General features: G+C 59.8%; 17 protein-coding genes. All 17 read left to right on the top strand.

What is annotated here, in order from left to right; genetic code table 11:
• Positions 1-5 precede the first annotated feature (5 nt).
• The 17 genes from BcanWU425_RS28945 to BcanWU425_RS28865 all read left to right on the top strand — a co-directional run bounded on the left by BcanWU425_RS28945 (position 6) and on the right by BcanWU425_RS28865 (position 16,125).
• The gene (locus tag BcanWU425_RS28945) at positions 6-1,718 is read left to right on the top strand and encodes a type I secretion system permease/ATPase (RefSeq protein WP_231188757.1); all 1,713 of its coding nucleotides are present in this window, start codon (positions 6-8) and stop codon (positions 1,716-1,718) included.
• A gap of 9 nt (positions 1,719-1,727) precedes the next feature.
• The gene (locus BcanWU425_RS28940) at positions 1,728-3,098 is read left to right on the top strand and encodes an HlyD family type I secretion periplasmic adaptor subunit (RefSeq protein ID WP_204513902.1); all 1,371 of its coding nucleotides are present in this window, start codon (positions 1,728-1,730) and stop codon (positions 3,096-3,098) included.
• A gap of 406 nt (positions 3,099-3,504) precedes the next feature.
• On the top strand, positions 3,505-3,744 hold the full coding sequence (locus BcanWU425_RS28935; RefSeq protein WP_204513903.1) for a hypothetical protein: 240 nt from the start codon (positions 3,505-3,507) through the stop codon (positions 3,742-3,744).
• A 17-nt stretch (positions 3,745-3,761) separates the two neighbouring features.
• Positions 3,762-3,977 (top strand): hypothetical protein, encoded by a 216-nt coding sequence (locus tag BcanWU425_RS28930; protein ID WP_018458240.1) that lies wholly within the window; start codon positions 3,762-3,764, stop codon positions 3,975-3,977.
• A 101-nt stretch (positions 3,978-4,078) separates the two neighbouring features.
• Positions 4,079-4,585 (top strand): A24 family peptidase, encoded by a 507-nt coding sequence (locus tag BcanWU425_RS28925; protein WP_162496568.1) that lies wholly within the window; start codon positions 4,079-4,081, stop codon positions 4,583-4,585.
• Between the two features lies 1 nt (position 4,586).
• Positions 4,587-5,552, top strand: a complete 966-nt coding sequence (cpaB, locus tag BcanWU425_RS28920; RefSeq protein WP_018458242.1) for a Flp pilus assembly protein CpaB — start codon at positions 4,587-4,589, stop codon at positions 5,550-5,552.
• Complete coding sequence (locus tag BcanWU425_RS28915; RefSeq protein ID WP_018458243.1) at positions 5,552-6,757, top strand: AAA family ATPase; 1,206 nt, start codon at positions 5,552-5,554, stop codon at positions 6,755-6,757. The genes cpaB and BcanWU425_RS28915 overlap by 1 nt, the downstream gene beginning before the upstream one ends.
• Entirely contained in the window at positions 6,754-8,178 is a 1,425-nt protein-coding gene (locus tag BcanWU425_RS28910; protein WP_204513904.1) for a CpaF family protein, read from the top strand. The genes BcanWU425_RS28915 and BcanWU425_RS28910 overlap by 4 nt, the downstream gene beginning before the upstream one ends.
• A complete protein-coding gene (locus BcanWU425_RS28905) occupies positions 8,175-9,107 on the top strand; it encodes a type II secretion system F family protein (protein ID WP_018458246.1) in 933 nt (310 codons plus the stop codon). The genes BcanWU425_RS28910 and BcanWU425_RS28905 overlap by 4 nt, the downstream gene beginning before the upstream one ends.
• Positions 9,104-10,012 (top strand): type II secretion system F family protein, encoded by a 909-nt coding sequence (locus BcanWU425_RS28900; protein WP_018458247.1) that lies wholly within the window; start codon positions 9,104-9,106, stop codon positions 10,010-10,012. Before BcanWU425_RS28905 ends, BcanWU425_RS28900 begins: the two co-directional genes overlap by 4 nt.
• Positions 10,013-10,014: 2 nt before the next feature.
• The gene (locus BcanWU425_RS28895) at positions 10,015-10,662 is read left to right on the top strand and encodes a methyltransferase family protein (RefSeq protein ID WP_018458248.1); all 648 of its coding nucleotides are present in this window, start codon (positions 10,015-10,017) and stop codon (positions 10,660-10,662) included.
• A gap of 51 nt (positions 10,663-10,713) precedes the next feature.
• A complete protein-coding gene (locus BcanWU425_RS28890; RefSeq protein ID WP_085352212.1) occupies positions 10,714-11,160 on the top strand; it encodes a hypothetical protein in 447 nt (148 codons plus the stop codon).
• Positions 11,161-11,169: 9 nt separating this feature from the next.
• Entirely contained in the window at positions 11,170-12,507 is a 1,338-nt protein-coding gene (locus tag BcanWU425_RS28885; protein ID WP_204510516.1) for a TadG family pilus assembly protein, read from the top strand.
• Positions 12,504-12,923 (top strand): TadE family protein, encoded by a 420-nt coding sequence (locus BcanWU425_RS28880; protein WP_204510517.1) that lies wholly within the window; start codon positions 12,504-12,506, stop codon positions 12,921-12,923. The genes BcanWU425_RS28885 and BcanWU425_RS28880 overlap by 4 nt, the downstream gene beginning before the upstream one ends.
• A gap of 493 nt (positions 12,924-13,416) precedes the next feature.
• Positions 13,417-15,105 carry a type II and III secretion system protein family protein gene (locus BcanWU425_RS28875; protein ID WP_204510518.1) on the top strand — a complete coding sequence of 563 codons (1,689 nt, stop codon included), beginning with the start codon at positions 13,417-13,419 and terminating at the stop codon, positions 15,103-15,105.
• A gap of 9 nt (positions 15,106-15,114) precedes the next feature.
• Positions 15,115-15,513, top strand: a complete 399-nt coding sequence (locus BcanWU425_RS28870) for a hypothetical protein (RefSeq protein ID WP_204510519.1) — start codon at positions 15,115-15,117, stop codon at positions 15,511-15,513.
• A 75-nt stretch (positions 15,514-15,588) separates the two neighbouring features.
• Entirely contained in the window at positions 15,589-16,125 is a 537-nt protein-coding gene (locus BcanWU425_RS28865; protein ID WP_204510520.1) for a tetratricopeptide repeat protein, read from the top strand.
• Positions 16,126-16,135 lie beyond the last annotated feature (10 nt).

The following is a 16,135-nucleotide window of genomic DNA, read 5'->3' as shown; positions in this document are numbered from 1 at the left end:
TCTGTGTGAGTACTCCGTTCAAAAGACCCGACGAACTCCGGCGTTTGCTGCAAAGCTGCCGGGGCTATTTCGTCACTGCCGCGATCTTCAGCTTGGCGATCAATCTGCTTTACCTGGCCGGACCGCTCTACATGCTGCAGGTCTATGACCGGGTGATCGCAAGCGCCAGCGAGATCACGCTGCTGATGCTCACGATCGCGCTGTTGATGGCGTTGCTGGCGCTGGCAGGGCTGGATGCCGTACGCGCCCGCGTGCTGACCCGCGCCAGCATTCGCCTCGACCAGACGATCGCGGCGCGCGTGATGACGGCGATCATTCATCGCTCCGCTGGCGCCGGCGGCGCGCGCAGCCAGCTGCTGCGCGATTTCGACACCTTCCGCCAGTTCGTCACCGGCATGGGGATCCATGCGATCTTCGATCTGCCCTGGGCGCCGATCTACATTGCCGTGATTTTTGTGCTGCACCCGTTCCTGGGGGCGTTCGCATTGGGCTGCTCCATCCTGCTGATTCTTATGGCCCTGTTTAACGAGTGGCGGGTCAAGCTGCCGTTGACGGAGGCCGGCGAGGCGGCTTCCCGGAGCTATAGCTTTACCGAGATGAGCCTGCGCAATACCGAAGTGGTGCGGGCGATGGGCATGACCGAAGGGCTGCTGAGGCGTTGGGCCCGTGATCGCACCCGTATGCTTGAACGGCAGGTCTCTGCGAGCGATCGCGCCGCCACCATGCAGAGCATCATCCGTTTTCTGCGGCTTGCCATGCAGTCGATGATACTTGGCCTCGGCGCCTATCTCGTGATCGAGCGACTTGCAACCGTCGGCGCCATGTTCGCCGCGAGCATTCTGCTCGGAAGAGCCCTGCAGCCGGTAGAGCAGATCGTTGGATCCTGGCGCAATCTTGTATCTGCTCGTGGAGCATTCCTGCGCATCCGCGAGCTCTTGAAAGCCGATCCCCAACGGGAGGTCGGTTTGACGCTGCCGCGCCCGCAGGGCCGACTCTCGGTCGAGGGGCTCTCCTATGTGCCGCCGTTTGGTTCGAAGCCCATCCTGCGCGGGGTATCGTTCGCAATCGAGCCGGGCGAAGTGCTGGGCATCATTGGTCCTTCGGGCGCCGGGAAATCCACGCTTTCGCGTCATCTGGTCGGTGTGCTTGCGCCATCTGCTGGCGCGGTGCGACTGGACGGGGCGGACGTCTCGAGCTGGATCAAGACGTCACTCGGCCAGCATATCGGTTATCTCCCCCAGGATATTGAGCTGTTTGCTGACACAGTTGCCGTCAACATCAGCCGATTCCAGGAGGGCGAAGACAGGGAGGTGATTCTGGCGGCGCGGATGGCGGACGTGCACGAGATGATCCTGCGCCTGCCGGATGGCTATGATACGCAGGTGGGAGAAGGCGGCGCCATACTCTCGGGCGGTTATCGTCAGCGTATTGGTCTTGCCCGCGCCATCTTCGCCAATCCGAGCCTTCTCGTGCTCGACGAGCCGAGCTCCAATCTCGACGCCGAAGGAGACGCCGCGCTCGCCGATTGCATTCTTCAACTCAAGAAGCGCGGCACGACGGTGGTGATTATCTCCCATCGGCCGGCCACCATCGGCGTGGCTGACAAGATCCTGGTGCTGCGTGAAGGCGTCGTCGAGATGTTCGGACCGCGCGCCGAGATCCTGGCCCGTCTGACGAGGCCCGTACCGATCCACACGGTCCGCGAGACGACGGGTTAGGACATGGTCATGGCGCTGATGGAGTTTACAAGCTGGTCGAAACCACGCGCATTAGCGCCGAGCTCGACGACTGATCAACTCAGGAGCGGTGCACCGAGCGACTCGATTCGTCGCGTAGCACTCGCGGGATGGCTGATCATCGCCATCTTTTTCGGCGGATTCGGCACCTGGGCGCTGACGGCACCACTCAACGGCGCCGTGGTTGCAAATGCTATCGTAAAGGTCGACGGCAACCGCAAGAGCGTTCAGCACCTCGATGGCGGCATTGTCAGGGAATTGCATGTCCGAGAAGGGGAGCGGGTGCTGGCAGGCGATCTCCTGATCGTTCTGGACGATACGCAGGTCCGTGCCGAGTATGAGGTGCTCACACAACAATATGCCGTGCTTCGTGCAACGGAAGTACGGCTCCTGACGGAGCTCGATCATGGATCCGAGCTGGCCATGCCGGCCGATTTGAGGGCGCGCTCTGATGACCGCTACTTTAAGAGCGTATGGACCGGTCAGCTCAATCAGTTCGACAGTCGGCGAGCATCGCTTGACGGGCAACGAAGCGTCATTCGCGAGAAGATCAACCAGCTTGGGTCACAGATTGTGGGCGCCGAGGCACAGGTCAAGGCCTTCACCGATCAGATCAACTCGGTCCGCAACGAGGCAAAGGATCTTGCGCCGTTGGTCGAACGGGGCCTGATTGCGCGTCCGCGAATTCTCCAGCTGGAGCGGACGGCGTACGGTTTGGAAGGCCAGATCGCCGATACAAAAGCCGGTATCGCGAAGGCCCGACAGGCCATCGCCGAGCAAGAGCAGCAGATCGCCCAACTCGACAATGATCGGATGACAGATGTCACCAAGGACTTGCGTGACACGCAGGCCAGATTGCTCGAGGTCATTCCGAAGGCGTTGAGTGCAAAGTCGGTCCTGGGTCGCATGGAAATTCGGGCGCCCTATACCGGCCGGGTCGTGGGATTGACCGTGTTCGCCGTCGGCAGCGTCATCCAGCGCGGCGACAAGATCCTCGACATCGTACCGGCCGAGGACGCACTCACCATCGAAGCCCAGGTTGCGGTGGAGGACATCAGCGACGTACATCCCAATATGCGCGCCGAAGTCCATCTCACTGCCTACAAGCAGCGCATCGTCCCGATCATTCACGGCGACGTCATTCAGGTTTCGGCTGACCGCCTCACTGATCCCAAGACAAATGCGCCGTACTACACGGCCTTTGTCCGGATTGATCAGAGTGAGTTGGCGGACATGCCGAACATTCGCCTGTACCCTGGCATGCCGGCGACCGTTATGATCCCGACCGTCCAGCGAACCGCGTTTGATTACATCGTCGGGCCGCTCGCGATGTCATTCAATCAGTCGTTCCGGCAGAAGTAACCGGTCAAGCAACCGATGGACGAGGCAATCCAGTAGCGACGCCGAGCCGGACGACGAAGGATCAAATGGCCTCGTCCCGGAGGCCAACTTCGCTTGACGACGCAAATCGCTGCAAAAGCCAGAGGCCGAGGAGGTGCGGTGTGAGAGGCACGAGGCCATCAAGGCATTCATAGCGCTTACCGCACGGGCGATATCAACGGCTTACAGACGGCGCGCTAGGTCATCCGGCCGACCTCGCGAAATTTGATCCATGCACGCTGGTGTCGTCGCTGCATCCGCCGGACATATGCGAGTGGATTGAAAGGGTTGGATGCACTCCGACAGCTCATCGGCTTTGCATAAATATCGAATTTCCGAATAATCAAATTATACCGGCGGCCACCCGTAATAATCCGGTGATTCTTTAATGACTCTCAGCCAGCGCTCTGCCCAGGATTCCGATTGTTGGCCGGCTATCGTCTTTGTATTACGACGTTTTATCGATTTTTGGATTGTCACGACGGCGCGTTTTGCGGCGGTTAATTCAGGATGGCATTATATATTAAATATTGACGCTAATAAACATTTAATGGATAGTTTATCGCTGGCGGCCGGATATAATCCGCAGCCGCTGGAAGTTGCCGAGGTGTCTGCAAATTCATCTTGAAAGAAGGGATTCTTCCAATGTTGCAATATTACATCGAGACCAAGGAAGCGTTGAAGCGTCTGCGGACGGACCAGGATGGCGTGGTGTCATTCGAGTACATCATCGTCGCGGTTTGCATCGTTGGCGCAGTGGGTGCCGTGTTCGGTGGCGGAGCCGGTGGACAGATCGGGGCGGCGTTAACGACCGGGATCACCGCAATCACCACCGCTTTCACCACCGCGATCGCTGGTTGATACGGCCATCTTGGCGCCAGAGGGGGGCAATCCAAGCTGCCCCCCTCCCGCAGGAGTGCTCCCGCTAGTTTGCCTTCCACCTTTTTTGAACCGTGCATTTCATGAGTTGGATTGCTCCCACAGCCTCGACCCTGGAAATCCTGTTGTTGCTCTATGTCGCAACGATGGACGTTGCGACGCGCCTGATCCGAAACGAAATTTGTCTCGCGCTGGCGCTCCTCGGGATCGCCGGTCAGTTGCCTAGCCCGATTCAAGTCGCTGTGTCGCTGATCGCAGCCGCGATCCTCTTTCTGCTGCTTTTTGTCCTATACGCGCGCGGAGGAATTGGTGGCGGCGATGTCAAGCTGCTGGTTGCCCTGGCGGTTGGTCTCCCCCCGAGCGGCGTGATGCAGTTGCTAACGGTCACCGTGCTGGCCGGCGGCGTTCTTGCCTTGGGGCATCTGATGATGCGCCACCTGCCATATCCCAGGTTGGCACCCGCCGGATCGTCGCTCGTACGGCGGATCTACGCGATCGAGCGTTGGCGCCATTTGCGACACGCCCCGCTGCCTTACGGAGTTGCTATCGCATGTGGCGGTATCTGGACCATACTGAGCAAAGGATCGTGAAATGTCATCCGCGCTGCGTCTGTCGATCATCGTGGTGCTTTTGCTTGCAACCACAGCGTTCGGACTGATTGCCTATAGCATGAACCTGCCGAAGGCCACGCCTCCGGTCCCGGTACAGGTGACAGCGACGACCCTCGCGCCGGCGGCGCCGGCGACGGCCGGATACTTTATCGCGGTACGGCCGTTGCCGAGGGGGACGTTGGCCCGCGAAGAGGATTTCGCCGTGCGCGCGGTGCCGCCGGAGCGCGTTCCCCAGGGAGCTATCCTTGAAACCCCCGAGTCCAAGTCCGGACTTCCGGGGTCACTCATCCGCAACTTCGTCGAAGCGGGCAGTCTCATTACATTGCAGGATATCCTGCGTCCGCGGGATCGGGGTTTCCTCGCCAGTATCCTGGCGCCAGACAGCCGTGCCATCAGCATCAAGGTTGACGAGGAGGCCGGTGTCTCGGGCCTCATCAGGCCGGGCGATCACGTGGACGTCGTGTTGACCCAGGTTTTCGAGAAAGTCGATACCGCGCGTCGCGCCCTGAGCGAAACCGTTCTGCGCAATGTTCGAGTCATCGCGATTGATCAGGAGATCGTGCAGGGCGCGCGACCCATTAGCGGGATGGCAGGTAAGCAAACGCAGACTGTTTCACTGGAGCTTACGCAGGTCCAGGTCAAGAAAGTCACCGTCGCAAAGCAGCTCGGGACGCTCTCCTTGGCCGTACGCGCAGCAGTCGATCAGTGGGACAAGGCAGACACCGGCGCGATGTCGAGCTGTGATGTGTCGCCTGAACTTGCCCGCCAGTATGCAATTTCTGCACAGAGAACGGCAGTAGTCGTTCATTCAGGCGGTGAGGTCAAGCAATACACGGTCAGAAAGCAAGTGGAAGACGCTCTCGTCAGCTGCGATGGTGCATCGGATGCCGTAGGCCCGACTGCAACGGCGGTGGGTTACGATAACAGGTTGTCGGAGAAACGCTGATGAACATTGCCATAGCCACTCCGCCTGAAGAATCGACCTCAATCGTCACGCGTAACCGCATCGTCGGTTTCGTAAATGATGAGCTCAGCGCTGCGGCGTTGCGCAAGGGGCTCGAAGGCGCCAACCTCTCGATCAGGCGCGGCACGATCCGCAATGCCATACGGATGCTTGAAACCGACACCGACCTGTTTGCGCTGGTGGCAGACATCAGTGGCATCGATGATCCTTTTACTGAACTGGAAAGGCTGTCTGGCGTCTGTCCACCCGATGTCCGAGTAGCCGTGATCGGCGATAACAGGGAGATTACCTTCTACCGTGAGCTCCTGGAGCTCGGCTTGACGGAGTATCTGCCGCGGCCGCTCACGCGCGATATGGTGCTGGACAAGCTGCGCCCCAAGCTGCTCGGCGACGTGGCAGCCAACCACATCGATCGTGGCGGGCACGTGGTCTCGATCTGCGGGGCGCAGGGCGGCGCCGGCGCCACGAGCATCGCGATCAATCTGGCGCTGCAACTCGCCGAGACAACCAAGGCCAAAGTGGCGCTGCTTGATCTTCATTTGCAGGGCGGCGAGGCCGCCGTGATGCTGGGTGTTCGTCCCGGGCCGGGGCTGCGCATCGCTCTGGAAAATCCGATGCGGGCGGACACACTCTTCCTCGAGCGCGCGGCAATCGAAGTCAACGAAAGGGTTTGCTTGGTCTCGGCCGACGAGGACCTCGATGCGCAGCTCGAAATTACGGAAGCTGGCATACGACACGTGCTGGGTCTGCTGCGTCAACGGTTCAACTACATCGTCGTGGATGTACCCGTCCCGTTTCCGCCGTCGATCTATCCCGTGATTAAACTTTCCCGTCATGTGATGGTGCTGCTCGAATCCGAGGTGACCGGACTTCGCAATGCCCATGCGCTACGCGCCGCCGTGATCAACATCGCGGGCAAGGACCGGGTCTTTACCTTGCTCAACCGGGCCGGTCGTCCCGGGGGCCTGCCGAGGGCGGCGGTCGTCAAGGCGTTGGGTGCAGAGCCCGACATCGTCATTCCCGATCTCGGCAAGGGCATGACCGAGGCGCTCAATCTGGGCATTCCAGCTCTGAAGCACGTCAGAAAATTGCGGCGCCACCTGGCACCGATCGTACGGGAGATCAGCGGTGTCGCTGCTGAGCGGAGTGGCTGGTGGAGGAGGGTGCTCACAGCACATCTGCGATGAAAAAATTTGGTAGGCGTGAAGACGACGCACCAGCTCACATATCTTCATTGGCGACAAGCCTCCCTGCATCTGCGATGGGCTTGCCTTTGCCGCCGCTCAGCACGGCTGTATCCGCACCGAGCGTGCCGTCGCCCGCGCCAAGGCGCGACGAACCGCCGATCGACCAACCCATAATCCCGCCTTCGCTGCGCGAACGGGTAATTGAGCAGATCGAGCCATCGGTGGCCGCAACCGTCTCGCGGGAAGTTCTCCGGCGGCAGATTGAGGAGATCATCCATCAAATTGCCAACCAGGAACGGCTCGAGCTGTCGGGCCGTGAGCAGCTGCAGCTCGCAGACGAAATTGCCGACGACATGACGGGCTACGGGCCGCTCCGTCCGCTACTACTGGACCAATCGATCAACGATATCATGGTGAACGGTCCGAGTAATGTCTACGTGGAGCGAAACGGCAAGCTGGAACGAGTTGCGGTGCGATTCCGGGACAATGGTCACATTGCTTCCGTCGCTCAGAAGATTGCCGCGCAGGTTGGCCGGCGCGTCGACGAGTCCAGTCCGATGGTCGATTGTCGCCTGCTGGATGGCAGCCGGGTCAACATCATCCTCCCGCCGCTGGCGATCCATAGTCCGTGCATTTCCATCCGAAAATTTCCAAGCCGCCGTTTGGACATAGCCGGATTGATTGAAAACGGCTCAATGACCGCGGCCATCGGACGTTTGCTGGAGATCGCCGCCCGCTCGCGGCTCAATGTTCTGGTCTCCGGCGGTACCGGATCCGGCAAGACGACGCTCCTGAACGCTATGAGCCAGTTCATCGATCACACCGAACGCATTGTCACGATCGAGGACGCGGCGGAGTTGCAGCTTCAGCAGCCGCACGTGATCAGCCTGGAGACCCGGCCCCCCAGCCTCGAGGGCACAGGGCAGGTGACACAGCGCGATTTGCTGGTGAATGCCCTGCGCATGCGTCCCGACCGGATCGTCGTTGGCGAGGTGCGCAGTGCCGAAGCATTCGACATGCTGCAGGCGATGAACACCGGCCATGATGGTTCGATCTCCACGGTACACGCGAACAGTACCCGGGATGCCCTGACCCGCATCGAAAACATGGTGCAGATGGGACAGGTCAATCTACCGTCGCGCGCCATTCGAAGTCAGATCGTCGCTGCGCTGGATCTCATTGTGCAGGTCGAACGCATGCGGGACGGACAGCGCCGCATCATTCAGATCAGCGAGGTGATCGGCCTTGAAGGGGAGGTGATCACCACCAATGACATCGCAGCCTTCGAGTATCAAGAGGAGGATGTGAACGGGCGGATATCGGGCAGCTATAAGTCCAACCTTGCAACTCCGAAGTTCAAAAGCCGTCTTGTCTATTTCGGGCTAGATGGTGCTTGGGCCGAGGCCATGAGGCAAGTATGATGCTGGAGTCCGTGATCGTCACTGTTCTGGCCCTCGCGATGTGTGCAGCAGCCATCTCGTTGTGGCTCGACGCTCGGGAAAGACGCATCAATCGCCAGTTGGCGATTGCTCTGCCAACGTCGCATCCGGCTAACCTACCATCCATTCGCCGCTTGGAGACCGGGTCCCAGGCTCAGTTTCTCAATCGGCTGTCCAATTACAATCCCGATATACCCTACGTGTTGCATCCGGCCTATGTGCTGCTCGCCGGTGCATTCGGAGCAGCAGCGATCCTTTATGCGAACAGCCAGCTGGGATATTCCCTGGTCTACGTGTCCATCGTCGCCGCAATCACGGCCATTATTGTGATACGAGGCCTGTTTGGATGGCAGAAACGTCGGTTCGCTCTTCAGCTTTTTCGACAGCTGCCTGACGCGATCCAGCTGGTGACAAGTACCGTGCGATCAGGCCTGCCTGTGCACGAGGCATTTCGTGCCCTCGCGCGCGATATGCCGCAGCCAACGGCTGGGCAGTTTGCCATCGTATGCAGCGAAGTGAATCTGGGTAGACCTCCAGAGGAAGCTGTCCAGGCTGTCTATCGGCGAACTCAGGTGGCGGAGTATGCGATCTTTGCGGTGACACTTGCCGTTCAGATGAAGTCCGGTGGCAGCCTGGCCGAGACCTTGCAGAACCTGGGAGACACTGTCAGGCAACGTGTTGCGCTGGCTGCTCGCGCCAAGGCACTGGCGGGAGAGGTGATCTTTTCCTCACGAGCGCTGACGGTCTCGCCATTGATTGCAGGTGGGGTCCTATACGCAGCCAATCCGCAAACCGTCGATCTGTTGTTCACCGATCCGGTCGGAAACAAGCTGCTGGTCTACGCAGTCGTTTCGGTGCTTGTTGGAGCCCTGGTGATAAGTTGGATGGTCAGAAGGGAAACAGCACTATGACCTCTGGTCTCAGTCTGGTGGCCCTCGCAGTCGTGGCTGGGACTGCGTCCTGCATGTTGATTATCCGCGAAATACACGTTCGTACATTGGACGCCCGGGTGTCGAACGCTGTGATGGGCGTTGCTGGCCAGTCTGCCCCCTTCCAGGATGTGACCGGTTGGTTTTCGTCACTCGGCATGCGGTATCGTCGCTTCTATGCTGAGGAAAATCTGGATCAGCTACGAACCATCCTTCAATCATCAGGTTTCAATCATCATCGAGCCTTGCCGACCTGGATCGGTGTCAAAGCCGTCAGCATGGCCCTCTGCCCGATCATCGCCGGGTGTGTCGCTCAGCTTTTCGGGAAGGCACTGCTGGATGTGCTGGTCTTCACACTTATTGGCGTGGCGATCGGCATTTTAGCGCCGCGATTGATACTGGCGGTGCTGAAGCGGCGGTTTGATGCCGCCATTCGACTGGGCACGCCGGATATGATCGATTTGCTGGTTGTGTGCAGCGAATCGGGAATGGGCCTGGAAAGCGGGCTGGCACGCGTAGCGCAAGAAATGCATGAGACCAATCCTGCTATAGCCCGGGTCATGAGCGGCCTTCTTGATGATCTCCGAATCCTGCCAAGGCGCAGCGACGCATTCGATAAACTGGGATCTACGTCGGATGGGCTCCGCCGGTTCGGACTCATGGTCGCCCAAAGCCTGCAATACGGAACGCCGGTGGGCCAGGCTCTGCGGAGTGTCGCTGTCGACCTCCGGCGCGAACGTATTACCAAGCTTGAAGAAAGAGCACACAAGTTGGGCGCCAAGCTGACTATTCCGATGGTGTTGTTCCTGCTTCCAGCCATGTTCGTCATTTTGGGAGGAAGTCCCATTCTGCACCTCGTGCGTTCGTTCGCCAGCTTCGGTAAGTAGCCATGAGCACGATTGCCCTGTCGAAAACCTCCTCTTACGATCGGACGATGCAACTGTTCGGCGGCATGTGGTTCATGTTGCTGGCGCTTGGCGTCGCCATCAAGATCGGATCGTCGGCTCATGATCCCTGGCCGTCGCTCCTGTCGAGTGTTTGCCTCGCTGTCTTCTACGTGCTCCTGGCGCTGTTGATCATCACGCGGCCTCCGGCGAAGGCGCAAGCGAACGGCCGTCTGCCAAGGATAGCGGCGTTCGTCGGTACCTACATGCCGTGGACGATCGCCTTCTTCGGCGAAACCGACAAGGCGTTACCAAACCTGGCGTCCACCGCGTGCGTGTTGATCGGCATGATCATGATGCTGGTCACCATCCGACATCTTGGCAGGTCGTTCAGTCTGGTGCCACAGGCGCGCAACGTGGTGCAAACGGGCCCGTATCGGTGGATCAAGCACCCGCTCTACCTTGCGGAGGAAATCGCCGTGTTGGGCGTGGTGCTGAGAAGCCCGACGCCGCTGACAGCGGCCTTGCTCGTCTTGCATATCGGCGTTCAGGTTTGCCGCATTTATTACGAAGAGGACCTGCTTCGTCGCAACTGCCCGGAATATTCCGGTTACGAAGCATCGCGCTGGAGAGTGGTCCCTTACGTTTGGTGAGTGCTGTTCCGGTCGACGACCGGATGGGTGACTATCGGTGGAGGTCAACTCATGAGCCGCAAGAAGTCTTTGATCGTGGATCAACGCGGCGCCGTCGCACTTGAGACCATGATCGTCTACATTTTCTTGGTGTCGTTCCTGCTTGTGCCGCTCGCCGACTTAGCCGCCGCGGGCTTCCAGTTTATCTCCGCATGGAGCGCATTGCGCTCCTTCGGGCAGTATGTGCAGTACGCTAATCCGCTCGCCCCTGACGGCACGGTGAGCTGGAAGACAGGGCTACAGACCACAGTCGCAGGTCATGCGATCAGCAACCTTCAGGTTTTGTGCGGCGACGCAGGGGCCACCTGTTCGCCGAGCAATCTTGCTTCTCCGAAGTACATTACATTTTCGACAACCATCACTTTGGCTCCGCTTGGGGCACGCCCGCCTTTTGTGGGTTCGCTGCTGTGTCCCACCACCTGCACGTACACGCTGCGTCACTCAGAACGCTTCCAGTAGGGTGTTTCCATGCGTGATCTACTCCATTCCCAACGAGGCTCCGTCGCATTCGCAACAGTCATCGCTCTCGTGCCACTGATCGGAGTAGTCGCACTCGGGGCCGAGGCTGGATCGTGGTACGTCACCCGCCAGCACGCGCAGAACGCCGCCGACTCAGCGGCCTATTCCGGCGCATTGCGGCTTTCATGTACAATGGCGGGTGCGGCCTGCGAGACGCAGTCAGTGGATTATCGCGGCAAGGAATTCGCGGCTCAGAATGGGTTTTGCAACTACAGTCCCAATGACGCTACCGCCTATCCGGGCAGGAATTGTCCGACGAGCCTTCCGACGAGAACCTCGCGGGTCGTGCAGATCGATATCGGCAACTACAATGCGGGCACGTTCACAACGCCCGTTGCGGGCACGGGCAACGCTGTGCGCGCCAGAGTCAGCCAGCAACAACCGGCGTACCTGGCGGCAGTGCTGGGCTTGACCACCGTCAACATCCCCGCCCAAGCCATTGCAATGGTCCAGCAGCCGACCAAGGCCTGCGTCCTGGCGCTTGGACCTGACTCAGGCGCACTCAAGCTTGCTGGCAACCTCAGCAACAACGGAACTGGCTGCGCTCTGATGTCGGATAGCAGTGTTCAACTTGCCAGCACTCCAACGTTCACCGGCTCGGGATGGGCAGTTTACGGTGTAAGTGGCTGCACCCCCACAGGCAGCTGCAGCAATGTCAGTGTGCCGCACAACTATTTCATGACGTACGCTAGCAATCCGCTCAGCAAACTGGACACCGCATCGTTTAACAGCAGGACGGGCAATACAAGTATGCCCTGCACCCTTCAGGCGGATGGGTGGAAGCATTGCGCGCCAAACAGCGCCGGGACTGGAGCTTACGGCAGTTTCACGGTGCAGAATGGCGACAAGTACGTTTTGGATCCGGGAACATATTTCTTCTACAAAGCAAATATAAAGATGACCGGCGGACAACTGAAAGGCGCAGGCGTAACCCTCGTCTTGCTCGGAGACTCGCAGCTCACCATCAACGGGGGGACGGCTGATCTCTCCGCACCTGCCACTAACACCTTCTCCTCTGATCTAAATGGCGTCCTGATTGATGATCAGGCCCCGAGCAAGACCAGCAACAAGGTCACTATAAACGGCGGCGGCCAGGTTAGCCTGGGCGGGGCTATCTACTTTCCCAAGGTCGACGTTAGCTGGGCCGGTACGACTTCAAGTGCGAATACGACCTGTTCGCAAGTGATCGCCAAAACGATCGACATGAGCGGTGGCGGCTACCTCAGCACGCAAGGCTGTGCGCCGGCCACCATCATTTACACCCAAGTTGTCGCTTTGGTGCAATGATGAGAAAGCTCGACAATCGCGGTATCGCGCCCTTTGAATTCATCGTGGTGTTCGTGGCGCTTTTCACATTGATGTTCGTCATCTTCGATCTTGGGCGCTATGCCATCACGATGCAATCCTTGCGGACGCTTGCGAGTGCTGGCGCCCGTGCGGTCATGATCAGCTGCTATACGCCTGCCTTGCTTCAAAGCCCGCCGCAGTCGCCGGCCGGCTGCACCGGGGATCCCCTGTCCACCTCCGCAAAGCAGAACGCGGCACCCTTCCTGTTTTTCGGAGGTCTGACGCCAACGCTGACCGTGGGGGCCAACAGCAACAGCTTGAGTGTTACAGCTTCCCAGGCAAGCTTTACCATGCTGATGCCCATATGGGGCACAGCGCTCAATGCGCCGAGCGCCTCCAACCAGATTCCCTTCTAGGGGCGAATATGGCAGCACGCCTGACATGTTTCGCCCGACAGCGCTACGTGGCCACGCCGTTCGGGCGTCCGCTTTTCGATCGGGGATTAAGAAGTTGGTCGAGTTTGGTCAAACGCGCGGGTGCGGAATTTCACCAGAGGGATTTGCACTCGGACAAGCGAATCTCCGGGCGTGCGACCGAATGTCCTTCGATAGCAAAGCCGCGACGCAAGCGCGCGCCAATTGCACTCGTGCTGCGGGATAGTTCCCCACAGCCAGTGGGAATGATGCGCGCTGGCAACATTGAAGAGTTTTCTTTCCGCTTGCGGCGGTGCGGTAAGTATCTCGTCTTGCAAGCTGCCTGCATCAGGGAGGATGATCTTGGAAACACGAAGTAACGAATTGTAGTGGGACAGAATGTAAGCTCTGCGACGTGGTGCGCAGAGGGGAAATGTTGAGGACGTCGAGCACGTAGATTTGCGGGGATCTTCGTGGATCGCAGTGGGGGACTCGGATGAGTGGCGATGGCGTTTCGGGTAACAAGGTCGGGAGGCTTCTCGCCTTCGGCGTGATGGGTCTGGGCGCGGCGCTCGCCTCGTCTGGGTTCGCTGACCGCGCGGCGGCTGCAGACCGGCGGGGCTCATCCGGCGGCGTCATCGTCAGCGAGATGAACGACGTCCAGCGGGTCAAGCTCGTCCTCAACAAGTCACGTACCTTCAAAGTCGACACGGCCTTTGCGACGATCGTGGCGGGCTCGTCTGACATCGTCGACGTGAAGTCGCTGAGCGATCACCTCATCTACGTGCAGGGCAAGCAGACCGGCACTACCAACGTCATCCTGTTCGACAGCTCGATGAAGCAGATCGGGATTCTCGACGTCGAGGTCGTGATCGATACCGGCAATCTGCAGCAGAACATCCGGACCAGCACCGGCGGGCAAGGTATCCGCGTGTCGGCTTCCGAGGGCCAGGTGGTGCTCAGCGGGGTCGCGACCGACGCAGTTACGGCCGAGCGGGCCATGGCGATCGCCACCAGCACGGTCGCGAAAGGGGGGGTCGTCGTCAACGCGATGAGCGTCGCGGCCCCGCAACAGGTGATGCTGGAAGTGCGCTTTCTCGAGGTCAACCGGGACGCCGGCCGAAACCTCGGCGTCAATCTCTATGCGGCGAATGCCAACGGCACCAACGTGGGTAATACGGGCCTTGGTTCAACTACGGCCATCGGGCGGGCACCCATCGGCGGAGTCAATAGTCTCACTAGGGCACCCACGACCGGCAACACTAGCACCCTTAATAACAGCAGCACTTCTGTTGGCGCCGATCCTGCTGGTAGCCTTCCGGTACTCGGAACATTGGGTACGCTTGTTGGCGCTGTTGCGGGCGGTGCAGCTCCGGCCCCGTTCGGAAGCTTGTTGACCAGCATCATCCGAACCAGCAGTGGCGGCTCGGTGGACTTGTTGATCTCGGCGTTGGAAACCAAGGGATTGGCTCGCCGGTTGGCGGAGCCGAACTTGACCACGCTTTCCGGGGATGCCGCTCGCTTCCTGGCCGGCGGTGAATTTCCAGTGCCTGTAGCATCCACGGCCGGTACCGCTGGTCTCGTGCCAACAGTGACTATCGAATTCAAGAAGTTCGGTGTTGAGCTGGCTTTCGTCCCCACCGTTCTCTCGCGCGGCGTTATCAACCTTCGGGTCGAGCCGTCGGTCAGCGAGCTTGATTTCTCCAATGCGGTGCAGATTGCGGGGACGGTCATTCCCGCGTTGACCCGCCGCGACGCTCGCACCACGGTCGAGCTGCGCGACGGCCAGAGCTTTGCGATCGCCGGCCTGCTCCAGACGCGCAACCGGCAAGACGTTTCGCAATTGCCCTGGATCGGCTCGGTGCCGGTGATCGGAACCTTGTTCAGCAGCAAGTCGTACCAGCAGCAGGAAACGGATCTGGTCATTATCGTGACACCGCGCCTGGTCGCGCCGGCGGCACCCGGTCAGCAACTGGCGTCTCCGCTCGACTCGCGCCTGCCGGCCAACGACGTCGACTTCTTCCTGAACGGCCAGATGGAAGTCCGAAAGCGCTACAATGACTACGTCAATTCCGGTGGCGACGTGAAGGGCCCGTACGGCCACATCATCGCTCCTGAGCTCAGGACGCCTGTTCCGCCGCCGGCTGCCGCCGCCGACCAGCCGGTCGTAAAGACCCTCAACTAGGAGCGAGAGATGACCATAAGGTATCTGGTTCTGTTCGCGCCCTTCCTGCTCGGGGGATGTTACGGTGTCGCGGGTCATGACGAGATGGACCGCTATTTCCAACGCTCCGACACCATCACTATGAGCGCCGGCGATGCCAAGCAGGTCAACGCCGTCACCCACACGATTCATCCCTGGCCGCGAAACGTGGGGGATCGCAGGATTGCATACGACGCTCGGCGCGTTGGCGCCGCCGTGACGCGTTATGGCAACACGCAACGGCCGGTGGATCAGCTTCCCGATATCGGGCCGGCGACGGAAGCGATGGGCCAGCGGCCTCCCACCAACCAGAATATCAACGTGACCGGAATGGGGGCTGGGTCGAGTAGTGGAATATCGGTGCCGGTCGGCGGCGCAGCAAGTAAGTAGAGGCGCCAAGGGGGCCTTTGGGTAGTTTAACAATGATATTTCAATGAGTCCGATGAGCCGGGCGGGACGAGGGTTATGCGGCGCATCATCGTAATGCTGGTGTATTGTTGCTTGGGAACAGCCCTTGCTGGGTGCGAGCAGACATTGAGGGAGGCCGCAATCGTGGCCCCCGTGGAGCCGCCGGGCGGAGATCCCGTTCAGGAGCCGACCGATGTCAAATATTACCCTTCCGACGAGCCGGTGCGGCTGGGGCTGGAGCATTACAATCGCGGCAGTTACGGGATTTCACAGCGGTATTTCAAGGACGCGGTGGAGAAATCGCCGAAGGATTTGACGGCTTGGATTGGGCTCGCAGCGAGCTATGATCGGCTGCGTCGTTTCGACCTGGCCGATCAGGCCTATGCGCAAGCGATCCGGCTGGGAGGCGAAACCGTTCAGATTCTGAATGACCAGGGATATTCGTACATGCTGCGCGGCAATCTGAATGCAGCGCGACGGAAATTCGAGAAGGCCTATTCGCTCGACCCAGGTAATCCGGTCATCGCCAATAACCTCGAGCTTCTCAATGGCAGCCGGCGGTTCATTGAAAGACCACCAAACAACCAGCCATAAGCAATCGACC

Source organism: Bradyrhizobium sp. WU425, assembly GCF_021052305.1.
In the GTDB taxonomy this organism is placed as follows: Bacteria; Pseudomonadota; Alphaproteobacteria; order Rhizobiales; family Xanthobacteraceae; genus Bradyrhizobium; species Bradyrhizobium canariense_D.
This window is presented reverse-complemented; position numbering and strand designations above follow the sequence as displayed.